18 protein-coding genes, 1 tRNA gene and 1 pseudogene are annotated in these 24,886 nt (G+C 71.9%); 13 read left to right on the forward strand and 7 right to left on the reverse strand.

The window, feature by feature from the left end:
• Nucleotides 1-121: 121 nt before the first annotated feature.
• The 5 genes from ACGFSA_RS02985 (at nt 122) to ACGFSA_RS03005 (ending at nt 6,375) form a co-directional block, all read left to right on the forward strand.
• Nucleotides 122-1,108 carry a ScbA/BarX family gamma-butyrolactone biosynthesis protein gene (locus tag ACGFSA_RS02985; RefSeq protein ID WP_393298784.1) on the forward strand — a complete coding sequence of 329 codons (987 nt, stop codon included), beginning with the start codon at nt 122-124 and terminating at the stop codon, nt 1,106-1,108.
• The gene (locus ACGFSA_RS02990; protein WP_393298787.1) at nt 1,105-2,055 is read left to right on the forward strand and encodes an NAD-dependent epimerase/dehydratase family protein; all 951 of its coding nucleotides are present in this window, start codon (nt 1,105-1,107) and stop codon (nt 2,053-2,055) included. Before ACGFSA_RS02985 ends, ACGFSA_RS02990 begins: the two co-directional genes overlap by 4 nt.
• Nucleotides 2,056-2,221: 166 nt before the next feature.
• Nucleotides 2,222-4,330 (forward strand): histidine kinase, encoded by a 2,109-nt coding sequence (locus tag ACGFSA_RS02995; protein ID WP_393298790.1) that lies wholly within the window; start codon nt 2,222-2,224, stop codon nt 4,328-4,330.
• A complete protein-coding gene (locus tag ACGFSA_RS03000; protein WP_393299454.1) occupies nt 4,315-4,971 on the forward strand; it encodes a response regulator in 657 nt (218 codons plus the stop codon). Before ACGFSA_RS02995 ends, ACGFSA_RS03000 begins: the two co-directional genes overlap by 16 nt.
• A 150-nt stretch (nt 4,972-5,121) precedes the next feature.
• Complete coding sequence (locus tag ACGFSA_RS03005; RefSeq protein ID WP_393298793.1) at nt 5,122-6,375, forward strand: alpha/beta fold hydrolase; 1,254 nt, start codon at nt 5,122-5,124, stop codon at nt 6,373-6,375.
• A gap of 565 nt (nt 6,376-6,940) precedes the next feature.
• Here ACGFSA_RS03005 and ACGFSA_RS03010 read toward each other — a convergent pair.
• Nucleotides 6,941-7,013 (reverse strand) — tRNA-Arg (locus tag ACGFSA_RS03010).
• Nucleotides 7,014-7,331: 318 nt separating this feature from the next.
• Between ACGFSA_RS03010 and ACGFSA_RS03015 the strand changes: the two genes are divergently transcribed.
• From ACGFSA_RS03015 to ACGFSA_RS03045, 7 genes are all read left to right on the forward strand, one after another.
• Entirely contained in the window at nt 7,332-8,969 is a 1,638-nt protein-coding gene (locus tag ACGFSA_RS03015) for an ATP-binding protein (RefSeq protein ID WP_393298796.1), read from the forward strand.
• The gene (locus ACGFSA_RS03020; RefSeq protein ID WP_393298799.1) at nt 8,966-10,900 is read left to right on the forward strand and encodes a GTP-binding protein; all 1,935 of its coding nucleotides are present in this window, start codon (nt 8,966-8,968) and stop codon (nt 10,898-10,900) included. The genes ACGFSA_RS03015 and ACGFSA_RS03020 overlap by 4 nt, the downstream gene beginning before the upstream one ends.
• A gap of 92 nt (nt 10,901-10,992) precedes the next feature.
• On the forward strand, nt 10,993-11,553 hold the full coding sequence (locus ACGFSA_RS03025; protein ID WP_393298802.1) for a single-stranded DNA-binding protein: 561 nt from the start codon (nt 10,993-10,995) through the stop codon (nt 11,551-11,553).
• A gap of 216 nt (nt 11,554-11,769) precedes the next feature.
• A complete protein-coding gene (locus ACGFSA_RS03030) occupies nt 11,770-13,218 on the forward strand; it encodes an LAETG motif-containing sortase-dependent surface protein (RefSeq protein ID WP_393298805.1) in 1,449 nt (482 codons plus the stop codon).
• Nucleotides 13,219-13,411: 193 nt separating this feature from the next.
• Nucleotides 13,412-15,076 (forward strand): energy-dependent translational throttle protein EttA, encoded by a 1,665-nt coding sequence (ettA, locus tag ACGFSA_RS03035; RefSeq protein ID WP_393298808.1) that lies wholly within the window; start codon nt 13,412-13,414, stop codon nt 15,074-15,076.
• 5 nt (nt 15,077-15,081) lie between these two features.
• On the forward strand, nt 15,082-15,504 hold the full coding sequence (locus ACGFSA_RS03040) for an acyl-CoA thioesterase (protein WP_393298811.1): 423 nt from the start codon (nt 15,082-15,084) through the stop codon (nt 15,502-15,504).
• Nucleotides 15,501-16,187, forward strand: coding sequence for a hypothetical protein (locus ACGFSA_RS03045; RefSeq protein ID WP_393298814.1), 687 nt, complete (start codon nt 15,501-15,503; stop codon nt 16,185-16,187). The genes ACGFSA_RS03040 and ACGFSA_RS03045 overlap by 4 nt, the downstream gene beginning before the upstream one ends.
• Before the next feature lie 29 nt (nt 16,188-16,216).
• Here ACGFSA_RS03045 and ACGFSA_RS03050 read toward each other — a convergent pair.
• Nucleotides 16,217-16,375, reverse strand: a pseudogene (locus ACGFSA_RS03050) (ABC transporter ATP-binding protein); the annotation flags it as partial.
• Nucleotides 16,376-16,780, reverse strand: a complete 405-nt coding sequence (locus tag ACGFSA_RS03055; protein WP_393298817.1) for a globin — start codon at nt 16,778-16,780, stop codon at nt 16,376-16,378.
• A 265-nt stretch (nt 16,781-17,045) separates the two neighbouring features.
• Here ACGFSA_RS03055 and ACGFSA_RS03060 point away from each other — a divergent pair, with 265 nt between their 5' ends.
• A complete protein-coding gene (locus tag ACGFSA_RS03060; RefSeq protein WP_393298820.1) occupies nt 17,046-18,032 on the forward strand; it encodes a methyltransferase domain-containing protein in 987 nt (328 codons plus the stop codon).
• Nucleotides 18,033-18,042: 10 nt separating this feature from the next.
• On the opposite strand, the gene ACGFSA_RS03065 is transcribed toward ACGFSA_RS03060, so the two are convergent.
• The 4 genes from ACGFSA_RS03065 to ACGFSA_RS03080 form a co-directional block, all read right to left on the reverse strand.
• On the reverse strand, nt 18,043-19,203 hold the full coding sequence (locus ACGFSA_RS03065; RefSeq protein ID WP_393298823.1) for an FHA domain-containing protein: 1,161 nt from the start codon (nt 19,201-19,203) through the stop codon (nt 18,043-18,045).
• Nucleotides 19,204-19,290: 87 nt separating this feature from the next.
• Nucleotides 19,291-20,652, reverse strand: a complete 1,362-nt coding sequence (locus ACGFSA_RS03070) for a VWA domain-containing protein (RefSeq protein ID WP_393298826.1) — start codon at nt 20,650-20,652, stop codon at nt 19,291-19,293.
• 81 nt (nt 20,653-20,733) lie between these two features.
• Nucleotides 20,734-22,083 carry a PP2C family serine/threonine-protein phosphatase gene (locus tag ACGFSA_RS03075; RefSeq protein WP_393298829.1) on the reverse strand — a complete coding sequence of 450 codons (1,350 nt, stop codon included), beginning with the start codon at nt 22,081-22,083 and terminating at the stop codon, nt 20,734-20,736.
• 2 nt (nt 22,084-22,085) lie between these two features.
• Nucleotides 22,086-24,866 carry a tetratricopeptide repeat protein gene (locus ACGFSA_RS03080; RefSeq protein WP_393298832.1) on the reverse strand — a complete coding sequence of 927 codons (2,781 nt, stop codon included), beginning with the start codon at nt 24,864-24,866 and terminating at the stop codon, nt 22,086-22,088.
• Nucleotides 24,867-24,886 lie beyond the last annotated feature (20 nt).

The raw sequence follows: 24,886 nt of genomic DNA on the forward strand, positions 1-24,886 counted from the left end.
CCTGCCTCTCGTGGCGATGTGATCTCGTATACGCCAGCCGGACTGCGGAAGAACCAGGGCCGTCGGTATCTTACCGTGGGGGAGCGAGGCACTCCCCCACGGATGAGTTGGGGGTATTTCCATGGTTCACATCGAATCGCCCGACATTGTCACCCTCACCGAGACCGAACCAACCGGTCTCCACGGGCTGGCGATCCCGCCGCAGAGAGGCTGGAGAACTGATGTCTCGCATGAAATCGTTCACCGGTCCGACCCCAGGGACATCTTTCCCACCGCCTGGTGCAGGCTGAGCGATACGGAGTTCTCCGTATCGGCCCAATGGCCGCGCCCGCACCACTTCTTCGCCGTCGCATCGGGCCACCACCAGGATCCCCTGCTGATAGCCGAGACCATGCGGCAGGCGACGATGATGCTGGCCCACGCGGAGTTGGGAGTTCCGGTCGACGACCAGTTCGTGATGTGGGACCTGGCGTACGACACCGTCGTTCCGGGTTTTTCCCTGGAGGTCGCGTCCGGAAAGGTCCTGATCGATCTGACCTGCTCGGATGTGCGGAAGCGGGGCAAGAGCATCGCCGGTATGCGGGTCGACCTGCGTTTCTGTCGCGGCGGCACCGTACTGGCGACCGGCTCGGGACGGATCAGTTGCACATCGGCGCGGGCCTACCGCCGCCTCCGCCAGGACAGTCTGGACATGATGGGCCGTCCCGTACCGCTGTCGCCCGGTGCGGAGCCGTACGAGGTGGGCCGGACGGCGGAGTCGGACGTCGTACTGACGCCGACACCTCGGCCGAACCGCTGGCGGTTGCGGCTGGACACCACCCACCCGACCCTGTTCAGGCGCCCGAACGACCATGTTCCGGGCATCGTGCTACTGGAGGCGGCCCGCCAGGCAGCCGTCGCTGTCGCTCCGGGGCACGCATTTCTCCCGACGTCGGTGGAGATCGCTTTCCACACATACGCCGAACTCGACAGCCCGTGCTGGGTGGAAGCCGAGTTGATTCCCTCCGGCGACAGTGCCCGCACCGTGGTGCGGGTATGCGGACAACAGGACGGCGAGCCGGTATTCACCAGCGAACTCACTCACACACATGGGGACGACCGATTGTGACCACGCACATCCTCATCACCGGGGCGAGCGGCTTCGTCGGCAGGCATGTGGTGGCGGCTGCCGATGCCGTCCCCGGCGTCCGGCTGCGTCTGATGGAACACCGGGCACCCGTGGACGTCCCTGCGTCCTGCGCAGGCTCCGACATCGAAACCGTGCACGGGGACCTCGCCGCCATCGCGTCGTTGCGCGGCGTCTGCGACGGGGTCGACGCGGTGATTCACTGCGCCTCGCAGATCAACGGGGACGAACGAACGCTCCGGTCCGTGAACGACCTCGGGACCCGGGCACTGGTGGAGGAGGCGGAGCGCGCAGGCGTCGCCCGCATCGTCTATCTGAGCACGGCAGCCGTGTACGGGCGCGGGCCGTTCACGGACCTGGCCCCCGGCCGGGCGCCGCTCGCCCCGGTCTCGCTCACCAGCGTCACGCGTGCCGCCGCGGAGCGCCATGTGCTGGCTGCCGGCGGGACCGTGCTGCGCCCCCACCTCGTCCACGGCGAGGGGGACCGCTGGGTGATCCCCGGTCTGGTAGCGCTGGTCCGGGAACTGTCGTCCGGCCTGGCCGGGTGCGCCGCCCGGCACTCCATGATCGATGTGCGGGTGCTGGGCCGGGCTCTGCTGGCCGCGGCGCTCTCGCCCCGGGAGACCGCCGGTGTCCACCACGTCAACCACCCTGACCCGGTGGCCTGTTCCGACCTCGTCGCGGCGGTCTCCGCCGCGCTCGGACTGGAGTGGGCTGCCGCGGACATCGCGCTGGACGAGGCCCGGGCACGGCTCGCCGCGTCACCGCGTCTTCTGCATGCTCTCCAATTGCTCACCGTGGAGCACTGGTTCACCGATGACCGGGTCTGGGAGCTCCTCGACTGTGATCCCGGTGATGGCTTCAAGGCGGACTTCCCGCTCCATGCCGACTGGTACAGAAGCGTTCTGATGCCCGGCGGGCAGGGATGACCGGGCCGGACGGTGCGCCGACAGCAGCCCACCGGTAGCGAGCGATGTTCGCCCAGGCGCTGTGCCTCCGCCGCCTACAGCGGTCCGTCACCACCTTTCCGGCGCGGGCTCCGGCCGGACTCATCGCCGCTACCGAAAGACGGTGTGCAGAAGGTACGTTCCGGCGATGACACGGTTTACGTGGTCGGTGACGGACGCTGCGTCCGGATGGCGCGATCTCGTTCTGCCTGGGCTCGTCCTGGCCTCGACGCTGGTGGCCGTGCCCTTCCTTACGGCCGCGGTTGTGGGTGCGGCGGTCGTGCCGGTCGCCGTGCTCGTCGTGCTCCACATGTGGGCCCTGCACTGGACCGCCGGTCCCGCACTCGCGGGAGCGGCCACGGTCACACTGGTCGCCGCCGGTACCGCCGCCATGCTTGGCGAGCCACCGCACTACGTGGTGGGCGTCGCGCTGGTAGCGGGCGGTGGCGCGGCGGTCGCCTGGGCGACGGGCCGGTCCCGCCGACGCAGGCGGGCCGCCCGGTCTGCGCTGGTCGCGTACCGGGCCGGCACCCCCGTGGTGCCCCGGTTCGCGGCGCTCACCGAGCGGGACCGGCTGGCGGCGGAACTGCACGACGTGGCCGCGCACCGGCTGACCGGGATCGTGGTCTTCGCCGGCGCCGCGCTTCGGCTCGCCGACCAGGAGCGGACTGAGGAGGCGCTCCGGCACGCGATCGACACGGGCCGGCAGGCCGTGCTCGAACTGGATCGTCTCGCGGGACTGGGCGAGCGCGCCGAGGTGGCCGCCCTCACCGACATCGACGCGCTGGCAGCCGAACACGGGGCGGACTACCTGCGCACGGTGGACGAGGCACCCGCGAGCAGCACGGAGGCGGCGTACCGCGTGGTCCGCGAAGCACTGACCAATGCGGCCCGGTACGCCCACGGGGCGGCGGTGCGCGTACGCGTGGCCAGGGCCGGAAAGGGCGACGGGACCGAAGGGGCCGGCCGATCCGACAGCGGTCCCGGGCTGACCGTCACCGTCACCGACGACGGCGGTACGGTCGCCGAGCCCGGTCTCGGCACCGGGCACGGCCTCGCGGGATTGCGAGCCGTGGTCGGCGCGGCGGGCGGAACGCTGTCTGCGGGACCAGGAGGCTCTGGCTGGACCGTACGGGCACAGCTGCCGTCGGCCGCGTCACCTGCCGTACGCCGGTGGTCCCGTTGGCGCGGGCCGACCGCGCTCGACTGGGCGTTGGCGGTCCTCGCGATCGCACTCTCGCTCGGCGCGAGCCTGCTGTCGGCCGACGTACCGGACTCCTTCCGCGGCTTCCTGCCCGCGGTGCCGACGGTCCTGCTGTCGGGGTTGCACGCCCTGCCGTTGGGGTGGCGTTCGCGCGCGCCCGGACGCGGGCTTGCGGCGGTTCTGCTGGCTCTGGTGCTGTGGCTGGCCTGCGATCTGGCGGGCTGGACGCAGCCCCCGGTCAGCGACATCTTCCTGGTGTACTGGTGGGTGGAGCTGACGCTTACGTACAGCGTCGGAGCTTATCTGCCCGGCCGTCGCAGCCGGCTCGCGCCCCTCGCGGTGGCCGCCGTGGGCGGTCTCGCGCTCGCCGGTGGCAGCGGCATCACCGGCAACCGGGCGGCGGCCTGGGCGGTGCTGACCGGCATGCTGGCCTTTCCCGCGTTCGCCGTCTGGTCGCTCGGGCGGTTCGCGGCCCGTCGCCGGGACCGGCTGCGGGCCGCTGCCGCCCAGCGGCGGGAACTGCTCGACCGGGACGCCGACGCCGCGGTGCGCGACCAGCGCCGGCGGATCGCCGCACAGCTGCGGCGCACGGCGCACCGGCACGCACGGGCGGTGGTCACCGCCGCTGAGGCCGGTCATTTGGAGACCGTACGGACCGAGGCGCGTGCCGGTCTCACCGCACTGCGGGAACTGCTCACCGAACTGCGGGGCCGGGACGCTGTGGACACCCCGCCGCCCACTGTGGCCGGGATCGCGGCGCTGGCCACCCGGTACGGCACCGCTGTCCGCTACACCGGCCCGCGCCGCCCAGCACCCGCCGTCGTGGAGGTCTCCGCGTACCGGATCGCCGCGGCGCTGATGGCCGCAGGGGTGACACTCACCGTGCACAGCCTCGACGGCGGGGTCGAGCTCTCCGGTCCCGCACCCGCCGACCCGGGCGTGCGGCGGCGGTTGCGCGCGATGGCCGATGCCACCGGCGGTACTCTCTCGACGACCGGCCGCGGTGTGGTACGGGTCTGGCTGCCGGAGGTGTTCCCATCGCGATCAGGGTGACCATCGCGGACGACCAGGCCGTCGTACGTGCCGGGATTGCGGCGATCATCGACGCGGAACCCGACCTTTGCGTTGTCGGGCAGGCCGCGGACGGCGAGGCCGCCGTCGAACTCGCGCTGTCGCTGCGGCCGGATGTCGCACTGATGGACATCCGGATGCCGGGCGCCGGCGGCTTGGCGGCGACCGCCGCGATCACGGCGCGCAATCCGGCGACCCGCGTCCTCGTGCTCACCACATTCGACCTCGACGAGTACCTGTTCGCCGCTCTGCGCGCCGGAGCCGCCGGTTTCCTTCTGAAGGACGCCGAACCGGAGCGGGTCATCGACGCGGTACGGGTGATCGAGGCCGGGGCCGCGCTGCTCGATCCGACGGTGACCAGGAGGCTGATCGACCAGTTCGCCGAAGCGCCCGACCCGTTCGGCACGACCCGGCTCGACCGGCTCACCCCGCGCGAGACCGAGGTGCTCCGTCAGGTCGCGCGGGGGCTGTCCAACACGGAGATCGCGGCAACGCTGGGCATCAGCCCGGCCACCGTGAAGGACCACGTCTCCGTGATCCTCGGCAAACTCGGCGTCCGGGACCGGGTCCAGGCGACGATCGCCGCGTACGAGGCCGGTCTGATCCGTCCCGGCCTGCGCTGAACTGCCGCCACAGGCGCCCACGGCCCGTCCGCCGTTGCCGACCCCGCCGTGCGGCGGGGTGCGCGCCCCGCCGCACGGCGGTGACCTGCCGCTCTCGGATCGTCCCGCAGCGGGAAGGAATGCGCGCACTGCGTTCCTAGCCTCGTCCGTATGGCACACACACTTCCCCGCCGCATCTTCGGCGGCGCTCTTCTCCTGCTCGCACTGCCGCTGGCGCCCGTCGCCGCGGCGGCCGGTTTCCTCGTCACGGCGTTCGTCACCACGAGCGTCCCGGTGTTCGCCTTCGCCGGGCTCGCGTCAGGCGCCCTGGCCGGCTGGCTGCTGGGTCGCGCGGGGGTCGCCCTGCTCGGCGCGGGCCGGCGGGCAGCTGTCCTCTTCGCGGGCGGGCTGACGGTCGCCGTGGCATTACTCGCCGCCGTCACCGTGTTCCGTCCGATGCCAACCTCCGCGTCGGTGCCCATCCCGCCCGGCGTCGGGTTCTGGAAGCTGCCGACCGGCTCGCGCATCGCATACGTCCACGCCCCCGCCGCCGGCACGGCCAGGCCGACGCCGGTGATCTTCCTGCACGGCGGGCCCGGCACACCCGCCGAGGGAATTCCCACCGGCGGCCGGGAACTCGCGGCGGACGGCTTCGATGTCTACTCCTACGATCAGCTCGGAGCGGGCCGCTCCACCAGGCTGCGGGACATCACTGGATACACGGTGGCCCGCCAGGTCGCCGACCTCGAAGCGATCCGCCGTACGCTCGGCGCCGACCGGATCGTCATAGTCGGCCAGTCGTGGGGAGGGTCGCTCGCGGCCCAGTACCTGGCGGCCCACAGCCGGCATGTGGCCAAGGCGGTGTTCACTTCGCCGGGCGCGCTGTGGGGCCACGAATACCCCGGCTCCACGGCCGGCGAACCCTGGAACCGGCTCACCCCGGCCCAGCAGGCCCGGCTCGAAAACCTGAACAGCATGCCCCGGATGCTCGCCGCGAGCCTGCTGCTGGCCGTCAACCCCGGCGCCGCGCACGCCCTGGTCGGTGACCCCGAGGTCGATCACTGGATGCACGAGGTCGCTCTGACGGGCAAGGACAGCACCTCGTGCCAGGGCGCGCCATCCACCGCGGCACATCACAACCCCCAGGGCTTCTACGGCAACCAGATCCTTCGCGAGGACTTCGAACGGATCCCCGACCCCCGGCCGAACCTGCGCACGGCGGACGTCCCCTCGCTCGTCCTGCGGGGCGAGTGCGACTTCATCAAACCCGCGGTCACCGACGAGTACCGGCGCACCCTCCCGGACTCCCGACTCGTGACCGTCAAAGGCGCCGGTCACGCCATCTCCCGCGACCGGCCACGCCTCTACACAGCGCTGCTGCGGAGCTTCCTGCTGGGCAGGCCGTTGCCCGCGACGGCATCCTGAGCGATCGAGCGACGGGCCCGGTCGGCCCTGGCCGCCCAGCCCCGTGTCGCAGGCCGAGAAAGTGGCCTGCGACACCGTCGCCGGCGCCGAGGGCAGCGAAGATCCGGCTGATGTCCCACCAGTTCCGGTGTTGCCTGAACGATCCGGTCCGCGATCGTCGGCATCCCGTGCTTGCGGATCCCCCCGAGGTGCCCGGCGCCACCTTGCCGACGGCGATGGCCTCTGCACTGATCTCGGCCCAGGCGCGCATCGAGGCGCGGTAGGTGACGGGCGGCCACCGGACGCGGCGGGACGATCTTGCTGGTCGAGCCCTCGGAGTCGCCTCCTCCAGCGGGCCTTGCTCCACCGTGGGATGAAGCAAGGGCGTCTCGCCCTGGGACTTCGGGAAGTTTTCGGGAAGAACAGCCGCCAGAAGCCGTGAGAAACCGCCCCCAGCCGGACTGTCGCCAGCCCCGCCAGGGTTTCCGTCAAGACTTACGCCGCCACTACGCCGCGCTCGCTAACGTGCCTCCGGCCAGCGAAAAGGCCCTCCTGGTCGGAGGGCCTCATGGTGGTACGGGCAGAGCGCCCCCGGCAGGACTCGAACCTGCGGCCAAGCGCTTAGAAGGCGCCTGCTCTATCCACTGAGCTACGGGGGCCGGGTGGTGGCCTCGGCGGCCTGGAGCCCTGGGGCCGGGCCGGTCCGCGACCTTGCCGGGACAAGGATAGGGCTCCGATCGCCTCGACCCGGTTGCTTCACCTGCGTGGCACGATGTGTAGGTTCGGTGAAGCGAACCGATAATCGCAGGTAGGCACGGCTCGCGCATCGCTTTTGACGCCTCGCGCCCCGGGTGTTGTGCACTCGTTATGCCTGCGTCCCACTCGCCCCCTCTGTCCCGACGGCGCAATCGGCGCGCAGAGGGGGCTATACGCTTCAAAAAGGCGCCAAAATTGGGCATTCTTCGCATGTGGTGACCATGGACGTACGGCCTCAGCTCATCGACGCACTTTCCGCCCTGCGCGACCGTGTCGCCGCCGTGCGTCTCCCACTCCCGCTCCCCGGGGTGACACGCGCCCGACAGACCAGGGTCGAGCTGCTCGCACAGCTCGACGACTACCTGCTTCCCCGGCTCAAGGATCCCGAAGCGCCCGTGCTCGCGGTCATCGGCGGATCCACCGGCGCCGGGAAGTCGACGCTCGTCAATTCGCTGGTGGGGCGGCGGGTCAGTGAGGCCGGGGTACTGAGGCCGACCACCCGGATTCCCGTCCTTGTCTGCCATCCGGATGATCATCGCTGGTTCGCCGGGGGCAGGGTGCTGCCGCAGCTGACCCGGGTCTGGCTGCCGCCGGGGGAGTCCGCGGACCCCGGCCTCTGCGACGAGCTCGACGGGCTCGACGACGGGACCACACTGCGGGTCGAGACCGCCGCGAGTCTGCCTCGTGGGCTCGCGCTGCTCGACGCCCCCGACATCGACTCGCTCGTCGTACGGAACCGGGTACTGGCCGCCGAACTCATCTGTGCCGCCGACGTCTGGGTCATGGTGACCACCGCCTCCCGGTACGCCGACGCGGTGCCGTGGCATCTGCTGCGTACCGCGAAGGAGTACGACGCCTCGCTCGTCACCGTGCTCGACCGGGTACCGCACCAGGTGATCGGCGAGGTCTCGCGGCAGTACGGGGCGCTCCTCACCAAGGCGGGACTCGGTGAGGTGCCACGGTTCACCATCCCGGAACTGCCCGAGTCGGCGGGCGGTGGCAGCGGGCTGCTGCCCACCACCGCGGTTGCCCCACTGCGCGCCTGGCTCAGCCACCGCGTACACGATCCGGCGGCCCGTCAGCAGGCGGTGGGGCGTACGGCGGCCGGGGTCATCGACTCGATGGACGTACGGATGCCGGAGCTGGCCGGCGCCGTCGCCGCACAGCACGCCGCGGCCGTGCGGCTCACCGGTGTGGTCGAGAACGCCTACCAGAAGGAGGGTGCACGGGTCCGGCGGCGGGTGGAGAACGGTGGCGTGCTCTCCGGGGACGCCCGTACCCGATGGCGCGGATACCCGCACTACAGCACGTCCGAGGAACTCCTCGAAGCGCTGGTGGACAGCCTCGCCGCGCTGCTGCAGTGCGCCGTGGCCGCCGCCGACGAGCAGATCCGTACCGCCTGGCAGCGCGAACCCGCAGCCGGTGTGTTCGGGTTCGGGAACGCGGGCCGGGAAGCCGAGGCATGGGGGCCCGCCGAGGACGTCCGGGGCCGGGTCGCCATGGCCGTACGGCGGTGGCGGCGGGTCCTGGAGGAGCTGGCCGAGGAAGAGGTGCGCCGGCTGGAACGCGGCGCCGCACCCGACGCCGAGACGGCGGCCGCGCTGCTGGCCGCCGCGCTGCTCGGCGGCCGTCGTGCCCGCAGCGCCGGGGAGCAGCTCGCCGAACGTATCGGAGCCCGGGGCGCGCTGCGGCTGCGCGACAAGGGCGGGGCGCTGCTGACCAGCTGTCTCGACCGGGTGCTGGGCAGCGAGCGCGACCGGCGGCTGGCACCGCTCGACGCGCTCGACGTGGCCCCGGAGCCGCAGGCCGAACTGATTGCCGCGCTGTCCGTACTGCAGAAGGAGAGGTGGCAGCATTGACTGCCGTCACTGACCAGGATCACGGCCAGGAACAGGGCGAGGCCGGTGGTGTCGTCGTATGCCAGGGCCGGCATGTCCCCGCGACCGAGGGCCGGTGGGACGACGGGCTCATCGCCCGGCGCGCAGCGGCCCTCGCCGAGGACGCCGAGGATCCCGAGTCCGAGGCCGCCCCCGACGACGTACGTCCCCAGGTCGAGGCGTACGTACCCTCCGGCGGCCCGCTCCGGCCGCGGCTCGACGCGCTGCGCGAACTCGTCGGACTGTCCCGGGCCCGCCTCGACGGGACCACGCTCGCCGAGGCGGGGCGCGTACTCGACGAGGCCGCCGCACGACAGCGGCTCTCCTCACGGCACACCGTCGTCGCCATCGCCGGGGCGTCCGGCAGCGGCAAGTCGACGCTCTTCAACTCCCTGGCGGGCGCACAGATCTCCGAGACCGGATTGCGTCGGCCGACCACCGCCGCGCCCCTTGCCTGCTCCTGGACCGACGGCGCCGCCGGACTGCTGGACCGGCTGGCCATTCCGGGACGCCTCAGGCGCAGGCCGCAGCAGGGCGGTACGGAGGCGGACGAGGCGCTCCAGGGGCTTGTCCTCGTCGATCTGCCCGACCACGACTCCGCTGCGGCCGGGCACCGTGAGCAGGTCGACCGGGTGCTGGCACTGGTCGACGCGGTGATCTGGGTCGTCGATCCCGAGAAGTACGCGGACGCCGCCCTGCACGAGTGCTATCTGCGACCGCTGGCCGGCCACGCGGAGGTCACGTTCGTCGTCCTCAACCAGGTGGACCGGCTGCCCGGGGACGCCGCCGACCAGGTCCTCGACGATCTGCGCAGGCTCCTCGACGAGGACGGCATGGCGCTCGGCGAACACGGCGAACCGGGCGCCACCGTCCTGTCGCTGTCCGCGCTCACCGGCGAAGGTGTCGATGAACTGCGTGAGCTGCTCGGGCGGTTCGTGCAGGAGCGCACAGCAGCGGCGCGCCGGCTCTCGGCCGATGTGGACGCCGCGGCGGCGAAGCTGCGTCCGGTGTACGTCGCCGAGGGGCGGCCGGGACTCGGGGAACGGGCCCGCGAGGAGTTCGCCGACCGGTTGGGGGAGGCGGTGGGCGCGGCCGCGGCCGGTCAGACCGCCGAACGTGAGTGGCGCAGGAACGCCGGACGCGCCTGCGGGACGCCGTGGCTGCGGCTGTGGCGGTGGTACGAGTCCACCCGGCGGCCGGGAAGTCCGGACCGGGCGGCGGCCATGCCCGCACCGGCGGAGGAACAGCTCACCGCCCGGCAACGCGTCGAGCAGGCGGTACGGACGGTGGCGGACGCCGCCGCGGACGGGCTGCCGGGTCCCTGGGCGCAGGCGGTCCGCGAGGCCGCGGCGCAGGGGGCGACGGGGCTGCCGGAGGCTCTGGACGAGCTGGCCGAGAAGGCCGGAACGGTGGGGCACGGGCGGGCCGGGGGCGCGGGCGACGACGCGGGGCGCGGTACCGCGGCCGCAGTCGGCGGTGGGGGCGTGGTGGCCACCGGTGCGGCCGGTGCATCGGGTGTGGCGCACAGCGGGCGGGTGGGGGGCAAGCCGCCGAGGCCCGCGTGGTGGCCCGCCGCCGTGCTGGCGCAGGCGTCCATGACGCTGCTGCAGATCTTCGGCGGGCTCTGGCTGGTCGGCCAGATCATCGGCGTGGTCGAACCGGGACTGCTCACGCCCGCGCTGGTGATGCTGGCGGGCGTGATCGGCGGGCCACTGGTCGAGTGGTCGTGTGCGGCGGCAGCGCGGGGGCCCGCCCGGCGGTACGGGCAGGAGGCCGAGAGGTGCCTGCGCGAGGCGGCGGCGGCCGTCGGCCGGGCGAGGGTGCTCGATCCGGTGGCGGCCGAACTGGTGCGGTACCGGGAGGTGCGCGAGCGGTACGTGACGGTGACGGAGTTTTCCACAACCGGTCGGTAGTGCACAGCCCTCAGCAGGATCCCCGCCTCCCCTTCAGCATGAGATCAGTGACCGCGTGGCAGCGGTCACGGAGCCGAAGGGGAGGCGGAGGCATGAACGAGACCGTGGTGACACTGGTGGGCAATGCGGCGACCGGGGTGGAGTTCCGGGAGACCGCGACCGGGGGAATGGCGCGATTCCGGTTCGCCGTGACGGCCCGCCGCTGGGACCGCGAGAAACAGCTCTGGACGGACGGGCACACCAGCTTCTACACCGTGTGGGCGTGGCGCACACTGGCGGCGAATCTCGCGGGCTCGGTCTCCGTCGGAGAACCGCTGCTCGTGCATGGCCGGTTGAAGGTGCGCGAGGAGGAGCGGGACGGACAGCGCCGGACGTTCGTGGACATCGAGGCGGTGGCGGTCGGACACGATCTGACACGGGGGACGGCGGCCTTCCGGCGGGTGCTGCGAGGTGACCCGACACTGACGGCACGGCCGGGCAGGAGGGACGGGCCGGACGGGGCGGGAGATGTGCGGGGAAGGGGGGAGGCTGCCGAGCAGGGGCGGCGGCGGGCGGTAGCCGCAGCGGGGGAGGGGGCGAGGACACCGGCGCGGGCACCGGTGGGGATGATGATGCGTCAGGAGCCGATCCCCGAACTGGCGTCGGCGCCGTGACTCCGCCCGGGGCGAGGGAGCGGAGGCGACGATGGGTGGTAAACAGCTCCGGCGATAACGATTCCGAGTCGGAATGGTTGTACGACGGTATGACGGGGGATTGTGCTTCGTCGCTTCCTTAGGATTCCCCAGTACTCACGGGGTACTTGAGCCGACTGGCGGGGCAATCCCCACACGCGCATCAGGCGCGGAGGGCCCCGCCCAGAGGGGACATCTGTGTTTTCTGCTTCTTCAGCGACCTTTTCATCGTCCAACGCGGGGGCGAATCCGCCACGGGGCCGGGGCATTGCCCGGCTGGCCGCATCGGTGGTGGCATCCGGACTCGTCATAGCCGGGGCCCTCGTCGGCGCGGGCACTGCGACCGCCGACGAGGCGCCGCAGCACCAGGGCGGTGCCAGCGCAGTCCTGGACGGGTTGAAGACCTACGACCGGGCCGTGCTCACCACGAACGGGAAGAAGCAGGAACTGCCCGCCGGGCTCTTCGAGATGACCGTCGACGGCGGCGGCAAGCTCAAGACGTACTGCATCGACATCCATAACCCCACCCAGGACCAGGCGAAGTACCTGGAGACCCCCTGGAACCAGACGTCGCTCGGTGCCAACAAGAACGCGGGCCGGATCCGCTGGATCCTGGAGCACTCCTACCCGCAGATCGACGACCTCGCGGCGCTCGCCGAGCAGGCCGGCACCGGGCCGCTCACCGAGCGGACCGCGGCGGCGGGCACCCAGGTCGCCATCTGGCGTTACTCGGACGACGCCGACGTCGAGGCCGCCGACAAGCAGGCCGAGAAGCTCGCCGACTGGCTGGAGGAGCACGCCGAGGACGTCGCCGAGCCCAAGGCGTCCCTCGCCCTGGACCCGGCCGCGGTCTCCGGCCGGTCCGGTGAGCGGCTCGGACCGGTCACCGTCCACACCAACGCCGGCCAGGTCTCGGTAACCCCGCCCGCCGACTCCGCCAGCGGCGTCAAGGTCACCGACAAGAGCGGCAAGCCCGTCACCGCCGCCGCCAACGGCGCCGAGCTCTACTTCGACGTTTCGGCGGGCGCCGCCGACGGCACCGCCTCGCTGACCGTCCAGGCCACCACCTCGGTGCCGGTCGGCCGGGCCTTCGCCGGCGTGACCAAGAGCCAGACGCAGATCCTGGCCGGCTCCAGCGAGTCCACGGTCTCCGCGACCGCCACCGCGACCTGGGCCAAGAAGGGCGCGATCCCCGCGGTCACCGCGGAGAAGAACTGCGCCAAGGGTGGTGTGGACGTCACCGCGAGCAACGAAGGCGACGAGGCATTCACCTTCGAGCTGGCCGGCATCAAGCACACCGTCGAGGCCGGCGCGTCGGAGACGGTGACCGTCCCGGTCGCCGAGGACCAGGCGTACGACTTCACGATCACCGGTCCCGGCGGGTTCACCAAGACGTTCAAGGGCGTCCTGGACTGCAAGACCAGCGGCAGCTCCACCGGCGGCCCCGACACCCAGACCGTCGACCAGCCCGCCCCGGCAACCGCGGGCGGCAGCTCGACCGGGACCGGGACCGGGGGCGACCTCGCCGAGACCGGTGGCTCGAGCGCCACCCCGGTCATCGCGGGCATCGCCATCGCCCTGGTCGTCGTCGGCGGCGGCGCGGTCTTCCTCCTCCGGAAGCGGAAGACGCAGACCACCGCGGAGTAAACGAGTGACGCATCGGCGCCACGCCGTCACGATGCGCTGATGACAGCCCCGGTACGCCCACGCGTACCGGGGCTGTCGCGTACCGGAAGGCACCCATGGGGCGTACCGCCGGCCGGACGGGTTTCCGTCCTGGGATGGACGTCAGGCAAGATGGGGTGTATCTGCCCACACATCGATTGCCGGACGGTTTCTCTTGGCTGAGTACATCTACACGATGCGCAAGACGCGCAAGGCGCACGGCGACAAGGTGATCCTTGACGACGTCACGCTGAGCTTCCTGCCCGGCGCCAAGATCGGTGTGGTGGGCCCGAACGGTGCCGGTAAGTCCACGGTGCTGAAGATCATGGCCGGCCTGGAGCAGCCGTCCAACGGTGACGCGTTCCTGTCGCCCGGGTTCAGCGTCGGCATCCTCATGCAGGAGCCGCTGCTCGACGAGTCGAAGACCGTCCTGGAGAACGTCCAGGACGGCGCCGCCGAGATCATGGGCAAGCTCACGCGCTTCAACGAGGTCGCCGAGCTCATGGCGACCGACTACTCGGACGCGCTCATGGACGAGATGGGCAAGCTCCAGGAGGACCTGGACCACGCCAACGCGTGGGACCTGGACGCGCAGCTGGAGCAGGCCATGGACGCGCTGGGCTGCCCGCCCGGTGACTGGCCGGTCGTCAACCTCTCCGGTGGCGAGAAGCGCCGCGTCGCGCTCTGCAAGCTGCTGATCGAGGCCCCGGACCTGCTCCTCCTCGACGAGCCCACCAACCACCTCGACGCCGAGTCGGTGAACTGGCTGGAGCAGCACCTCTCGAAGTACGCGGGCGCCGTCGTCGCCGTCACGCACGACCGGTACTTCCTGAACAACGTCGCCGAGTGGATCCTCGAGCTGGACCGCGGCCGAGCCATCCCGTACGAGGGCAACTACTCCACGTACCTCGACAAGAAGGCCTCCCGCCTCAAGGTCGAGGGCCGCAAGGACGAGAAGCGCGCCAAGCGGCTCAAGGAAGAGCTGGAGTGGGTCCGCTCCAACGCCAAGGGCCGGCAGACCAAGTCCAAGGCGCGTCTCGCCCGGTACGAGGAGATGGCGGCCGAGGCGGACAAGATGCGGAAGCTGGACTTCGAGGAGATCCAGATTCCGCCGGGCCCGCGGCTCGGTTCCATCGTCGTCGAGGTCGAGAACCTCTCGAAGGCCTTCGGCGACAAGGTCCTCATCGACGGCCTGTCGTTCACGCTGCCGCGCAACGGCATCGTCGGCGTCATCGGTCCGAACGGCGCGGGCAAGACCACGCTGTTCAAGATGCTCCAGGGCCTGGAGACGCCGGACTCCGGTGGCATCAAGATCGGCGACACAGTCAAGATCTCCTACGTCGACCAGAGCCGCGCCAACATCGACCCCAAGAAGACCCTCTGGGCGGTCGTGTCGGACGAGCTCGACTACATCAACGTCGGCCAGGTCGAGATGCCGTCGCGGGCGTACGTCTCCGCGTTCGGCTTCAAGGGCCCGGACCAGCAGAAGCCGGCCGGTGTGCTCTCCGGTGGTGAGCGCAACCGCCTCAACCTGGCGCTGACGCTCAAGGAGGGCGGCAACCTGCTGCTCCTCGACGAGCCCACCAACGACCTTGACGTCGAGACCCTGTCCTCGCTCGAGAACGCGCTCCTGGAGTTCCCGGGTGCGGCCGTGGTCATCTCCCACGACCGCTGGTTCCTGGACCGCGTCGCCACGCACATCCTGGCGTACGAGGGCGACTCCAAGTGGTACTGGTTCGAGGGCAACTTCGAGTCGTACGAGAAGAACAAGGTCGAGCGCCTCGGCGCGGACGCGGCCCGCCCGCACCGCGCCACGTACAAGAAGCTCACGCGAGGCTGATCGTCTTGGCTCGTCACATCTACAGCTGCCCGCTGCGCTGGTCGGACATGGATGCCTTCGGCCACGTCAACAACGTGGTCTTCCTCCGCTACCTGGAGGAGGCGCGCATCGACTTCATGTTCCGGCTGGCGCCGGGGGACGGCTCGCCGTCCTTCGCCGGCGGGTCCGTCGTGGCCCGGCACGAGATCGACTACGTGCGTCCGCTGGTCCACCGGCACGCGCCGGTGACCGTCGAGTCCTGGGTCACGAAAATAGGTGCCGCGTCCCTGACGATCTCGTACGAGATCAAGGACCCGGACCAGGTGTACGTACGGGCCTCGACCGTCGTCGTGCCCTACGACCTGGCCGAGGAGCGACCCCGGCGGATCTCCGCGGAGGAGAAGCTCTTCCTCCAGGAGTACCTGGCCGAGGAGCCCGCCACCGTATGACGGTGCCCGTGCAGTCGCTGCACTTCGCCGACGCGAGGGAGGCGGCGGATCTCGCCGCCTTCCTCGGCCGCCTGCTGCATTACGACCGGGCGGCCGCCGTCCGGTTGCAGGCGGGCGGCGGCGCACTGGCCGTGTTCGGCAGGCCGCCGTCGTTCGAGGTCCTCGCGATCCGGACGGCGCGGCTGGCCGGCCCGATCGACTTCGACATCACCGTGTCCGCCGGTGAACTCCTCGAATCGCTCGACGTCGAGACGGGTGATTCCCGTGGCGGGCTGCCCGCGCCCGTCACCGGGCCGCCGTGGACGGGGATGCTCCCGCCGCGCACCGGCTGGCAGGAACGGCCGGGGCTGCCCGACCCCGTCTCCCTGCGTAGCGCCGTCACCGCCGCGGTGGCGGAGTTCCGCTCCCGCGACGAGGCGTTGCCCGAGGACCGCCGTACCAGGGCGCAGCGGGACCTGATCGGCCGCGAGATATGGTCGCGCACGGTCGGCGGCACGGGACTCCCGCTGCGCGCCGTCCACGCGGCACAGTCCCTCGGCTTCCTCCGCCCGGCCCCGGACTTCCCGGTCGCACTGTTCGCCTCGGGACCGTGGCTGCGGCTGCGTACCCCGTTCGGCTCGATCGCCGTGCGCGGCGCGGACAGCGGACTCGGCAACCTCGCGGTGACGGTCGGCGCCCGCTGACGCCGAGACCGGTGCGGACCCGCGGGAGGGGCGATCGTCACCCGCTGCTGCCGGCCGCCGGACATCTGCGGGGGCCGCCGGTCGCGGCAGTCTGCGACCCCCAGCATCTGCGGCAGCGACTCGGCGCGCCCGGCACGTTCGCGGTTCCGGGCGCGGCCGCGCAGCTGCATGGGTAGCGTGACGTGCCGTCAGCCCTCGGTGTTCACCATCGAGGCGGCGGCGTACGTGAGGTAGTCCCACAGTTGCCGCTCGTGCTCCGGGGACAGCCCGAGTTCGTCGAGAGCCACCCGCATCCGGCCCAGCCAGGCATCGTGCGCGGCCCGGTCCACCTGGAACGGGACGTGCCGCATCCGCAGCCGGGGGTGACCGCGCTGCTCGCTGTACGTCCGGGGGCCACCCCAGTACTGGATCAGGAACAGGGCGAACCGCTCCTCGGCCGGCCCCAGGTCCTCCTCCGGATACATCGGCCGCAGCAGCGGGTCCTCGGCCACCCCCTGGTAGAAGCGGTGGACCAGGCGCCGGAAAGTCTCCTCGCCGCCGACCTGCTCGTAGAAAGTCTGCTCCTGAAGCGTGCCGTGCGGATTCTCTGTCACCCGTCCATGGTCGCAGACGCACCGGCCGAGGACCCGGGTCCTAGGACCCGGACCCGGCAGACCCGGACGGCTCAGTCCCCCCGGGGCACTCGCCTGTGCCGGTACCGCCGGGAAAGCAGCCCGCCGGCGAACGTCGCCGCACCACCGCTCAACACGACCGCACAGGCCGTCGGCGCACCCAATCCCCACCGGGAACCGCACCCCCGAGGTCCGGCCCGCCGTCCGCCTCGTCGCTTCCGGGGGGCGCGAGCGGGAGAGTGGAGGTATGGGCCCACACCTGGATCAGTTCGCGGAGGCCGGCGCCGAGGCCCGGTGGGCGATGGTGCGGGGGATCGCCGAGGGCGGGGCGCTGGAGGACCCCGCCTGGCGTGCCGCGTTCGAGACGGTGCCCCGCCATCTGTTCGTGCCGTACTACTACGTGACCGGGACCAGCGGGCCCCAACGGCTCTGGTGCGAGGACCCCGACCCGGCCCGGCGGGCCCAGTGGCTGCACGGCGCATACGCCGACGGGGCGCTGGCCACCCGGATCAGGGACGGCGAACTCGTCTCGTCGAGCAGCCAGCCGTCGCTGATGGCCCGGATGCTGGAAGAGCTGGACATACGGGACGGCCACACCGTTCTGGAGATCGGCGCGGGCACCGGCTACAACGCCGCGCTGCTCACCCACCGCCTCGGCGACGACGCGGTGACCACGATGGACCTCGACCCGGAGATCACGGAGTCGGCCCGCAACCATCTGTCGGCGGCGGGCTGTCACCCGGCGGTGATCACCGGGGACGGGGCGCGGGGCTGCCCCGAGCGGGGCCCGTACGACCGGATCATCGTGACCTGCACCCTGCCGTCCGTACCGGAGGCCTGGCTGGCGCAGTGCAGGCCTCAGGCGCGGATCCTGGCACCGTTCGCGACCGGGCTGATCCTGCTGCGGGTACGCCCGTCACCGCACGGCCCGTATGCCGAGGGGCGGTTCCTGCACACACCCGCGTACTTCGTGCCCCTGCGCGGGGCGGTGCCGCCGCCGGTGCGCCACCCGCACACCGGCGGAGTGCCGAGGCGGGTGGCCGAGAACGAGTTGTTCCGGTTCCTGCTGACGCTGACCGGCACCACCCTCGACCCGCGTGAGGCACTCTCCCTCTGGCAGCGCGAGAAGCATCCCGAGCGGGAGAGGTTCGGCATCACCGTCCGGGACGGGCGGCAGTGGGCCTGGCTGGACGACCCCGAGGGGCCGTACGCCTGGCCACTGATCGCCGGCTGAGAAAACCCGGTCAGTCGCGGTGGATGGTGATCGTCGTCCACGCCCCGACATGCACCTGGTCGCCGTCCTGGAGCGGTACGGGGACGTAGGGCTGGATCGGGTCCTCGGCGCCGTTCAGCGTGGTGCCGTTGGTGGAGTTCTGGTCGACCACGGCCCAGCTGCCGTCGGGCTGCTGCACCAGCACCGCGTGCTGGTGCGAGACGCCCGGATCCTCCGGCGGCACGGACAGATCGACGTCGGGGGACTCGCCGGTGCTGTGCCGGCGACGGCCGATGGTGACCTGGTTGCCGGTGAGCGGCAGGCGCTGCTCCGGGGAATACGCGGGCAGGTTGAGCCCGGTCGCCTCGGGGCCGCTGCGCTGCATCATCGCCAGGAAGTACTCACGGTCCGGGGCGATGACCGCCGTCCAGCCCGCGGGTGCCTCGTTCTGATCCGGTCCCTGGTTCTGGAACGGCTGTTGCGTCGGCACCTGCTGCTGCGAGGGCGGTGGCAGCATCCAGTCGTCATCCGTGGCCTGCGGCGGCGCCGGCGGGCCGGGCTGTTCGAACGAGGGCGGCGCGCTCTGCCGCTGGAACGACGGCGGAGGCGGCGGACCCTGCCGCTGGAACGACGGCGCGGGAGGCGGGCCCTGCTGCTGGAAGGACGGGGGCGGCGGGCCCTGCCGCTGGAACGGGTGCGGCGGCTGCTGCGGGCCCGGCGCCGTGGGCCCGGAGGTGATCGGCTCGGCCGGGCGGTTCACCTGCGAGGGCCGCGAGCTCTGGTACTCGTACGGATCGCGCTGCTGCGGCGGCGCGGGCGGCCCCTGCTGCGCCTGGAAGCCGGGCGGCAGGTTCAGACCGGGCACCGGAGCGCCGGGGCCGGGCCCGCCAGGACCGCCGTGCTGCGGGGCCAGCGGGGTGTACGACGTCGCCGTGTTGGTGAGGAAGTTCCAGCGGCACTCCTCGCAGAACGGCGCCATCGCCTCACGCGGGGTGCGGCACTGCGGGCAGAGCTCTGCCTGCTGGGTGGCATCGGCGCCGGGGCCCTGCGGGTAGCCGTATCCGGGCGCGGGCGGCGGTGGAGGCGGCGGGGGGACTGCACCCGCAGGCGCGCCGGCCCCGGCCATGCGATGGCCGCAGACCTCGCACCAGTCCTCGGAACCCGACTGGTGTCCGTTCGGGCATGTCGGCATGTCGGCGCTTCCCCCTCTCCTCGTCCGGCCCCGGGGGCCGTCATTTCTTGTCGCTTCGCCACGTCGCTGAGCTACGCGGCCCTCGTATTATTTCTTCACGCGGACGGTCTTGGTGGAGCGCGTTTCGAGGGTCATCTCGTCGGCCTCCGCGACCTTCGCCTTCAGTCGCACAGTACCGGTCGCCGCATCGACGACGTCGACCACCTTCGAAAGCAGTTTCGCAGTGTCCTCGTTCCCGGACGCCGATGCCAGCTGCACCGCACGGCCGAGTTTCGCCGTCGCTCCGTCGAAGTCTCCCGACTTGCGCGCATCGAGCCCCTGCTGGATGACTTGTGCCAGTTCCGCCTGGCCGGTGTAGTGCGCGACCTGCGGATTGATCGAGGTGGACGCCACCATGTCGTCCGTCCACACCGCCCGTACCAGCCCCTGCGAGAGGACCTGCGGGGCCGCCGCGCCCGACGGGTCTGGGAGGATCAGCGAGACGCGGGCCGCGAGCATCTCCTGCCCGATCCCGGCCTCCGGCACCCGTACGCACACGTGGTAGTCGCGGGACTCGTCACCCCAGGAACCGGTTGGGTAGTCCCCGGCGCGCGGGCTCGCCCCGGTGCGGCGGTCGGTCAGTTCGGCGACCGTCGGCGCGACCTGCTTCACGAACTTGATCTCGACCCCGACGGGCGTCCACAGGCGCAGCGCCACGTCCGCGACCTCCTTGCCCATCGCGTTCTCCATCATCTGCGTGAAGTCCGCGGCGAGCCCCGCCGGATCGGCGACGATGTCGGCTGTGCCGAGAAGCGCCGAGGCTATGGCTGTGACCTCTTTCACTTCCCAGTCGGTTCCGACACCACGGGCGTCACAGGTGAAGCGGCCCGCACACGCGTCGAGCGCGGCCCGCAGATCCTCCGGCGACTCGTGCTCGTTGCGGCCGTCGGTGAGGAGGATGCCGTGCCGGATGTCCACGTCGGCGGCGCCGAGCAGCCGGTCGGTGAGCCGCAGCCAGGTGCCGATCGCCGTACCGCCGCCCGCGCTGAGCCGGCGCAGCGCCTCCTTCGCCTGGGTGCGGGTCTGCGCGTCGGCCACGGCGAGGCGGCCGTTGCCGGGATAGACCTCCTTGGCGATGTGCGTACCGCCGACCACGGCGAACGAGGTGCCGTCGCGCAGGGTTTCGATGGCCGCTGCCGTCGCATCACGGGCGTTGCGCATCTTCGTCGGCGGGTAGTCCATCGAACCGGAGCAGTCCACCATGATCACCACGGCGGCTCTCGGCCCCTGGCCCGGCACCTGCGCGGGCGAGAGAGTCGCACCGGTCAGCGGGACGCCACCGGTGGTGCCGCCGCCGGTCGAGGTGACCGTGACGATCGCGTTGACCTCGCGGCCGCCCTCCGGCAGATATTCGTTCTGATACACCTCGACGGAGAACTGCGGCACGTGGGACTTGGAGAAGTTGGCCATCTGATCGGCTCCTGGCAGAGGTGGCAGAGCTGGCAAGGGTCGCAGCGGACAAGAGAGCGGGCAGTGCCGGACGTGGGGCCTTTACGCCGATCCTGCCCCTGGTGACGGCACGGCGAACGGCAGCAGAGCCACTGTTACGTTGTCGTGGCCCCCACCGTCCAGCGCGTGACCCACCAGGACCCGGGCGCCGTGCAGCGGTCGTTCGTGCGCATCGGCGGGTACCGCGGCGGCCATCTCGGCCGCCGATTCCGCGTAGTTCCACAGCCCGTCCGTGCACACCACGACCAGACCCGGCCGGTCCGGTTTGAACGACGCGGTGTGCGGCTCCAGTTCGTACGCATCGGCGCCGAGCCAGCCCGTGATGGCGTGGGCACGCTCGTCCGCGTACGCCTCCGCCTCGTTCATCAGGCCCGCCGCCACCATCTGCGCGGCCCAGGAGTCGTCCTCGGTGAGGCGTGCGGGCGGGTGAGTGCGGTCGTCCGGCACCCAGTAGACGCGGCTGTCGCCGACCCAGCCGACGACCAGGAGTCCACCGGCGCTGATCGCGCCGACGAGGGTGCACGCCGGGGCGTTCGTGTGGTGGTGCGGATCGTGCTCCCTGGCCCGGCCGTCGTCGTGGGCCAGTGAGTTGACCGCCTCGGCCGCCACGACGATCGCGTCGTGCATCGCCTGCTGCGGGTGGGCGCCGCGCGGCAGCGACTCCAGCAGCGCCTCGTTGGCCGCCGTCGCGGCGGCGGCCGAGGCCTCGTCGGGGCGGCTCGCCGAGGAGACGCCGTCGCAGACGATCGCGACGACGGCCGGGGAGCCGTCCGGCAGGGCGGTCGTCGACACCGCGAACGAGTCCTCGTTGCGGTGATGGCGCAGGCCGCGATCGCTGACGGCTGCCACCGAACCGAGCTCCTGCTCCATGTGGTCGCGCTCGCGGGGCTGGGCATGGCCGCAGTTCTCGCAGTAGCCGTCGGTGTCGACATGACCGGCGCGGCAGGCCACGCACAGTTTGGTTCCCGCCGTGCGTTCCTGCTCCGGGGCGGCGCCGGTGGTACGGGGATCGGGAGCGACGGGTGCCGCGGGCGTGGCCAGTTCGAAGTCGCCCGACCCGCTCCGCCGGTCGAAACGGACTCCGGCGGGAGGACCGGCCGGGGCGGGCGGCTCGGACCGGTCGGCGGCGGACGCGGCCGTCCACTCCACCGAACCGGAGGCCGCCGCGGTGTGCCCGCCCGGACCGGCCACCGGCGCACCGGTCTCTTGCGCACCGGTCATGGGCGCACCGGTCACCGGCACGGTGATCGCGATGGTCGGGCGGTCCTCCGGCGGTGCGGGTACGACCGACAGGTCGTACCCGCACGCGCCGCAGAACAGGTCGCCCGATTCCAGCGGCTCCTCGCAGTTGGGACACCTCGACAAGGCGGTCTCCTGGTGCATCCGCGACATCTTCACACCCACGTCCGGGGGCGGAAACGGTTGGCCCGCTCCACCAGCTCGATCCTCTCGTCGCCGCGCTGTGCAAGCCGGGCGAGCATCCGGTACGAACGCTCCAGGCCGAAACGCAGGCCGCGTTCGTCCAACTCACTGCCGAGCAGCATTCCCGGCCCGGCAGGCCCATGCGACCGCGACGGCGACTGCGGAGCCGGCGGCTGGGCCGTGGGACTCCCGGAGAGTACCCAGTCCAACGCCGTTCCCAGCACCTCCGTCGACAACTGCTCGCGGCGCACCGCGTCCAGCCCGAAACTCTGCAGCCCGGCCACCTGGTCGGCGGACGCCGTCAGATCGGCGATCAGCGGCTCGTTCGGGGCGCGCTCGCGCAGCCGGGCCCGCACGGCGGCGACCCGGGCCGCCGTGTAGTGGATCGACGCCTCGGGCACGGACTCCAGCGTCCGCACGGCCCCGGCCCGGTCCCCGGCGGCGATCTGCACCCGGGCCAGACCGAATGCCGCGCTGACGAAGCTCGGATCGGTCGCCCACACCAGGTGGTAGTACTCGGCGGCGTTGTCCAGCTGGCCGAGGACCTCCGCGCAGATGCCCAGCGCCAGCTTGGGCGCGGGTTCACCGGGGAACGCGTCGTAGACCGCGTCGAACGACAGCGCCGCAGTCGCGTTGTCCCCGGTCACCAGCGAGGTGATCCCGCGGTACCAGACGACCCGCCAGTCGTCCGCGTGCAGCGCGTCCAGACCCGTCAGCGTCTGGACGGCGGCACCGGGTTCGTTCAGCTCCAGGCGGGCGCGCAGCTCGCGCAGCCGGGTCTCCAGCGAGGCGGCGGGAACCGCCTGCAGTGCGGCGATCAGTTCGGAGGGTGCGGACGTCATCACACCGGCGAGGAATCCCGCGTTGGGGTCGCTCGCGTCGACCCGGGGGACGGGCAGCGCGAGCGAGGTGGCCCGTGCGTCGAGCCCGGCCAGCCGGGGGCCGGCCGCGGCGTACGCGCCCGGGCCGGCGGGCGCCGGCCGCTGCGCCGGAACGGCCGGCCGGGTCGGCGCGTACGGGCGAGGGGCCGCAGTGCCGTCACCGCCCCGGACATGCGTGGGAGGCGCCGACAGCAGGGCAGCCCCCGGAGCCCGCTGCCCCGGCACACCCGGCACCGCGTGCCCCACCGCCCCCGGCGCGGCCGGAGCCCCGGCGGCCGGAGCCCCGGCGGCCGGAGCCCCGGCGGCCGGAGCCGCTGCGACAGCAACCCCGGATCCACCCGCCCCTGCCCCCTTCCCCTTCCGCCGCCCGGCGGGCTCCGCCCGTACCCCGAGCCGCGACACATCGCCCGTCAGCTCGGCGAACAACTGCGTGTCCGTGACCCGCAGTTCCGTGCCGAACAGCGTCGACAGGGCCGGCCGCGGACGCCCCGTCTGCAACGCCACGACCTCCCGCAACACCCCCGTCAGCTGCTCCGCCATCTCCGAGGCCGAGGCGAACCGCCGCGCCGGATCCGGGTCCGTGGCCCGGACCAGGAGCCGGTAGAACGACTCGTACGTCCGGAACACCTCAATGTTGTCCGGGTCCGGCAGCGAGTCCACGAAGACGTTCGTATACCCCTGGAAGTCGAAGGTGAGCACCGCGAGCGTCCGCGCCACCGTGTACAGATCGGAGGCGACCGACGGTCCGACCTCCGCGACCTCCGGCGCCTGATACCCCACCGTGCCGTAGATGGCCGACTCCTCGTCGTCCATCCTGCGCACCGCGCCCATGTCGATCAGCTTCAGCTGATCCTCGGTCTGGATCGCGTTGTCGACCTTGAAGTCGCAGTACAGCAGATTGCGGCTGTGCAGATGACCGAGCGCCTCCAGCGCCTCGATGCCGTACGCGCACGCCTGCTCGACGGGCAGCGGATCCCGCTTCCCGGCCGGGGTACGGCGCTCGTTCGCGATCTCCTTGAGCGCCTTGCCGCCCACGTACTCCATCACGATGTAGCCGTCGAGCGAACCGGTCCGCTGGTCGAGGTGCTCGACGAAGTTGTAGATCCGGACGATGTTGGAGTGCTCGATCTCGGCGAGGAAGCGGCGCTCCGAGATCGCGGCCGCCATGGCGTCCTGGTCGCCGGTGTCCAGCAGCCCCTTGAGGACCACCCAGCGGTCCGAGACCGCACGGTCCACCGCGAGATAGACCCAGCCGAGCCCGCCGTGCGCCAGACAGCCCGCCACCTCGTACTGGCCGTGCACGATGTCGCCACCCCGCAGCTTCGGTACGAAGGAGTACGGGTGGCCGCACTTGGTGCAGAACCCCTCGGTCCGTCCCGGCTGTTCGCCGCGCGACCGTCCCACCGGGGCCCCGCAGTCGGAGCGCGAACAGAACCGCTTCCGCTCCGGCACCTCCGGGTTCTCCATCACGGCGGAACGCGGGTCGGGCCGCGGCACGTCCGGCACCTGCACCAGGCCTGCGCCCAGCCGGTTGCGCCCGGAAGCGCCCGACGACGCGCCGGAGGAACGCACCGACACCGAGCGGGCCGTGGAGATACCCGACAGGGACCGGGAGAGCCGCCCCGAGACCGAACGCCGCGAGGTGGACGAGCGGGACGAGGAGCGCGACGACGCCCGGGACGATGCCCGTGAGCTGCTCCGCGCCGAACTGCTGTTGCCCCCCTTGCCGACCGCGATACCGGTGGGCGGCGAACTCAGCATCCGGTTCGGCGAGACGACCGGGGCCAGACCGCAGGTGTCGCAGTACAGCTCACCGCCGCCCATGTCCTCGTAATTGCCTTCGCACGCGGGACGCTGGCACTGCGTACTCATGATCGGTCCCCTTGTTCGCC

Origin of the sequence: Streptomyces sp. NPDC048496 (genome assembly GCF_043200055.1) — a bacterium.
Taxonomy (GTDB): domain Bacteria; phylum Actinomycetota; class Actinomycetes; order Streptomycetales; family Streptomycetaceae; genus Streptomyces.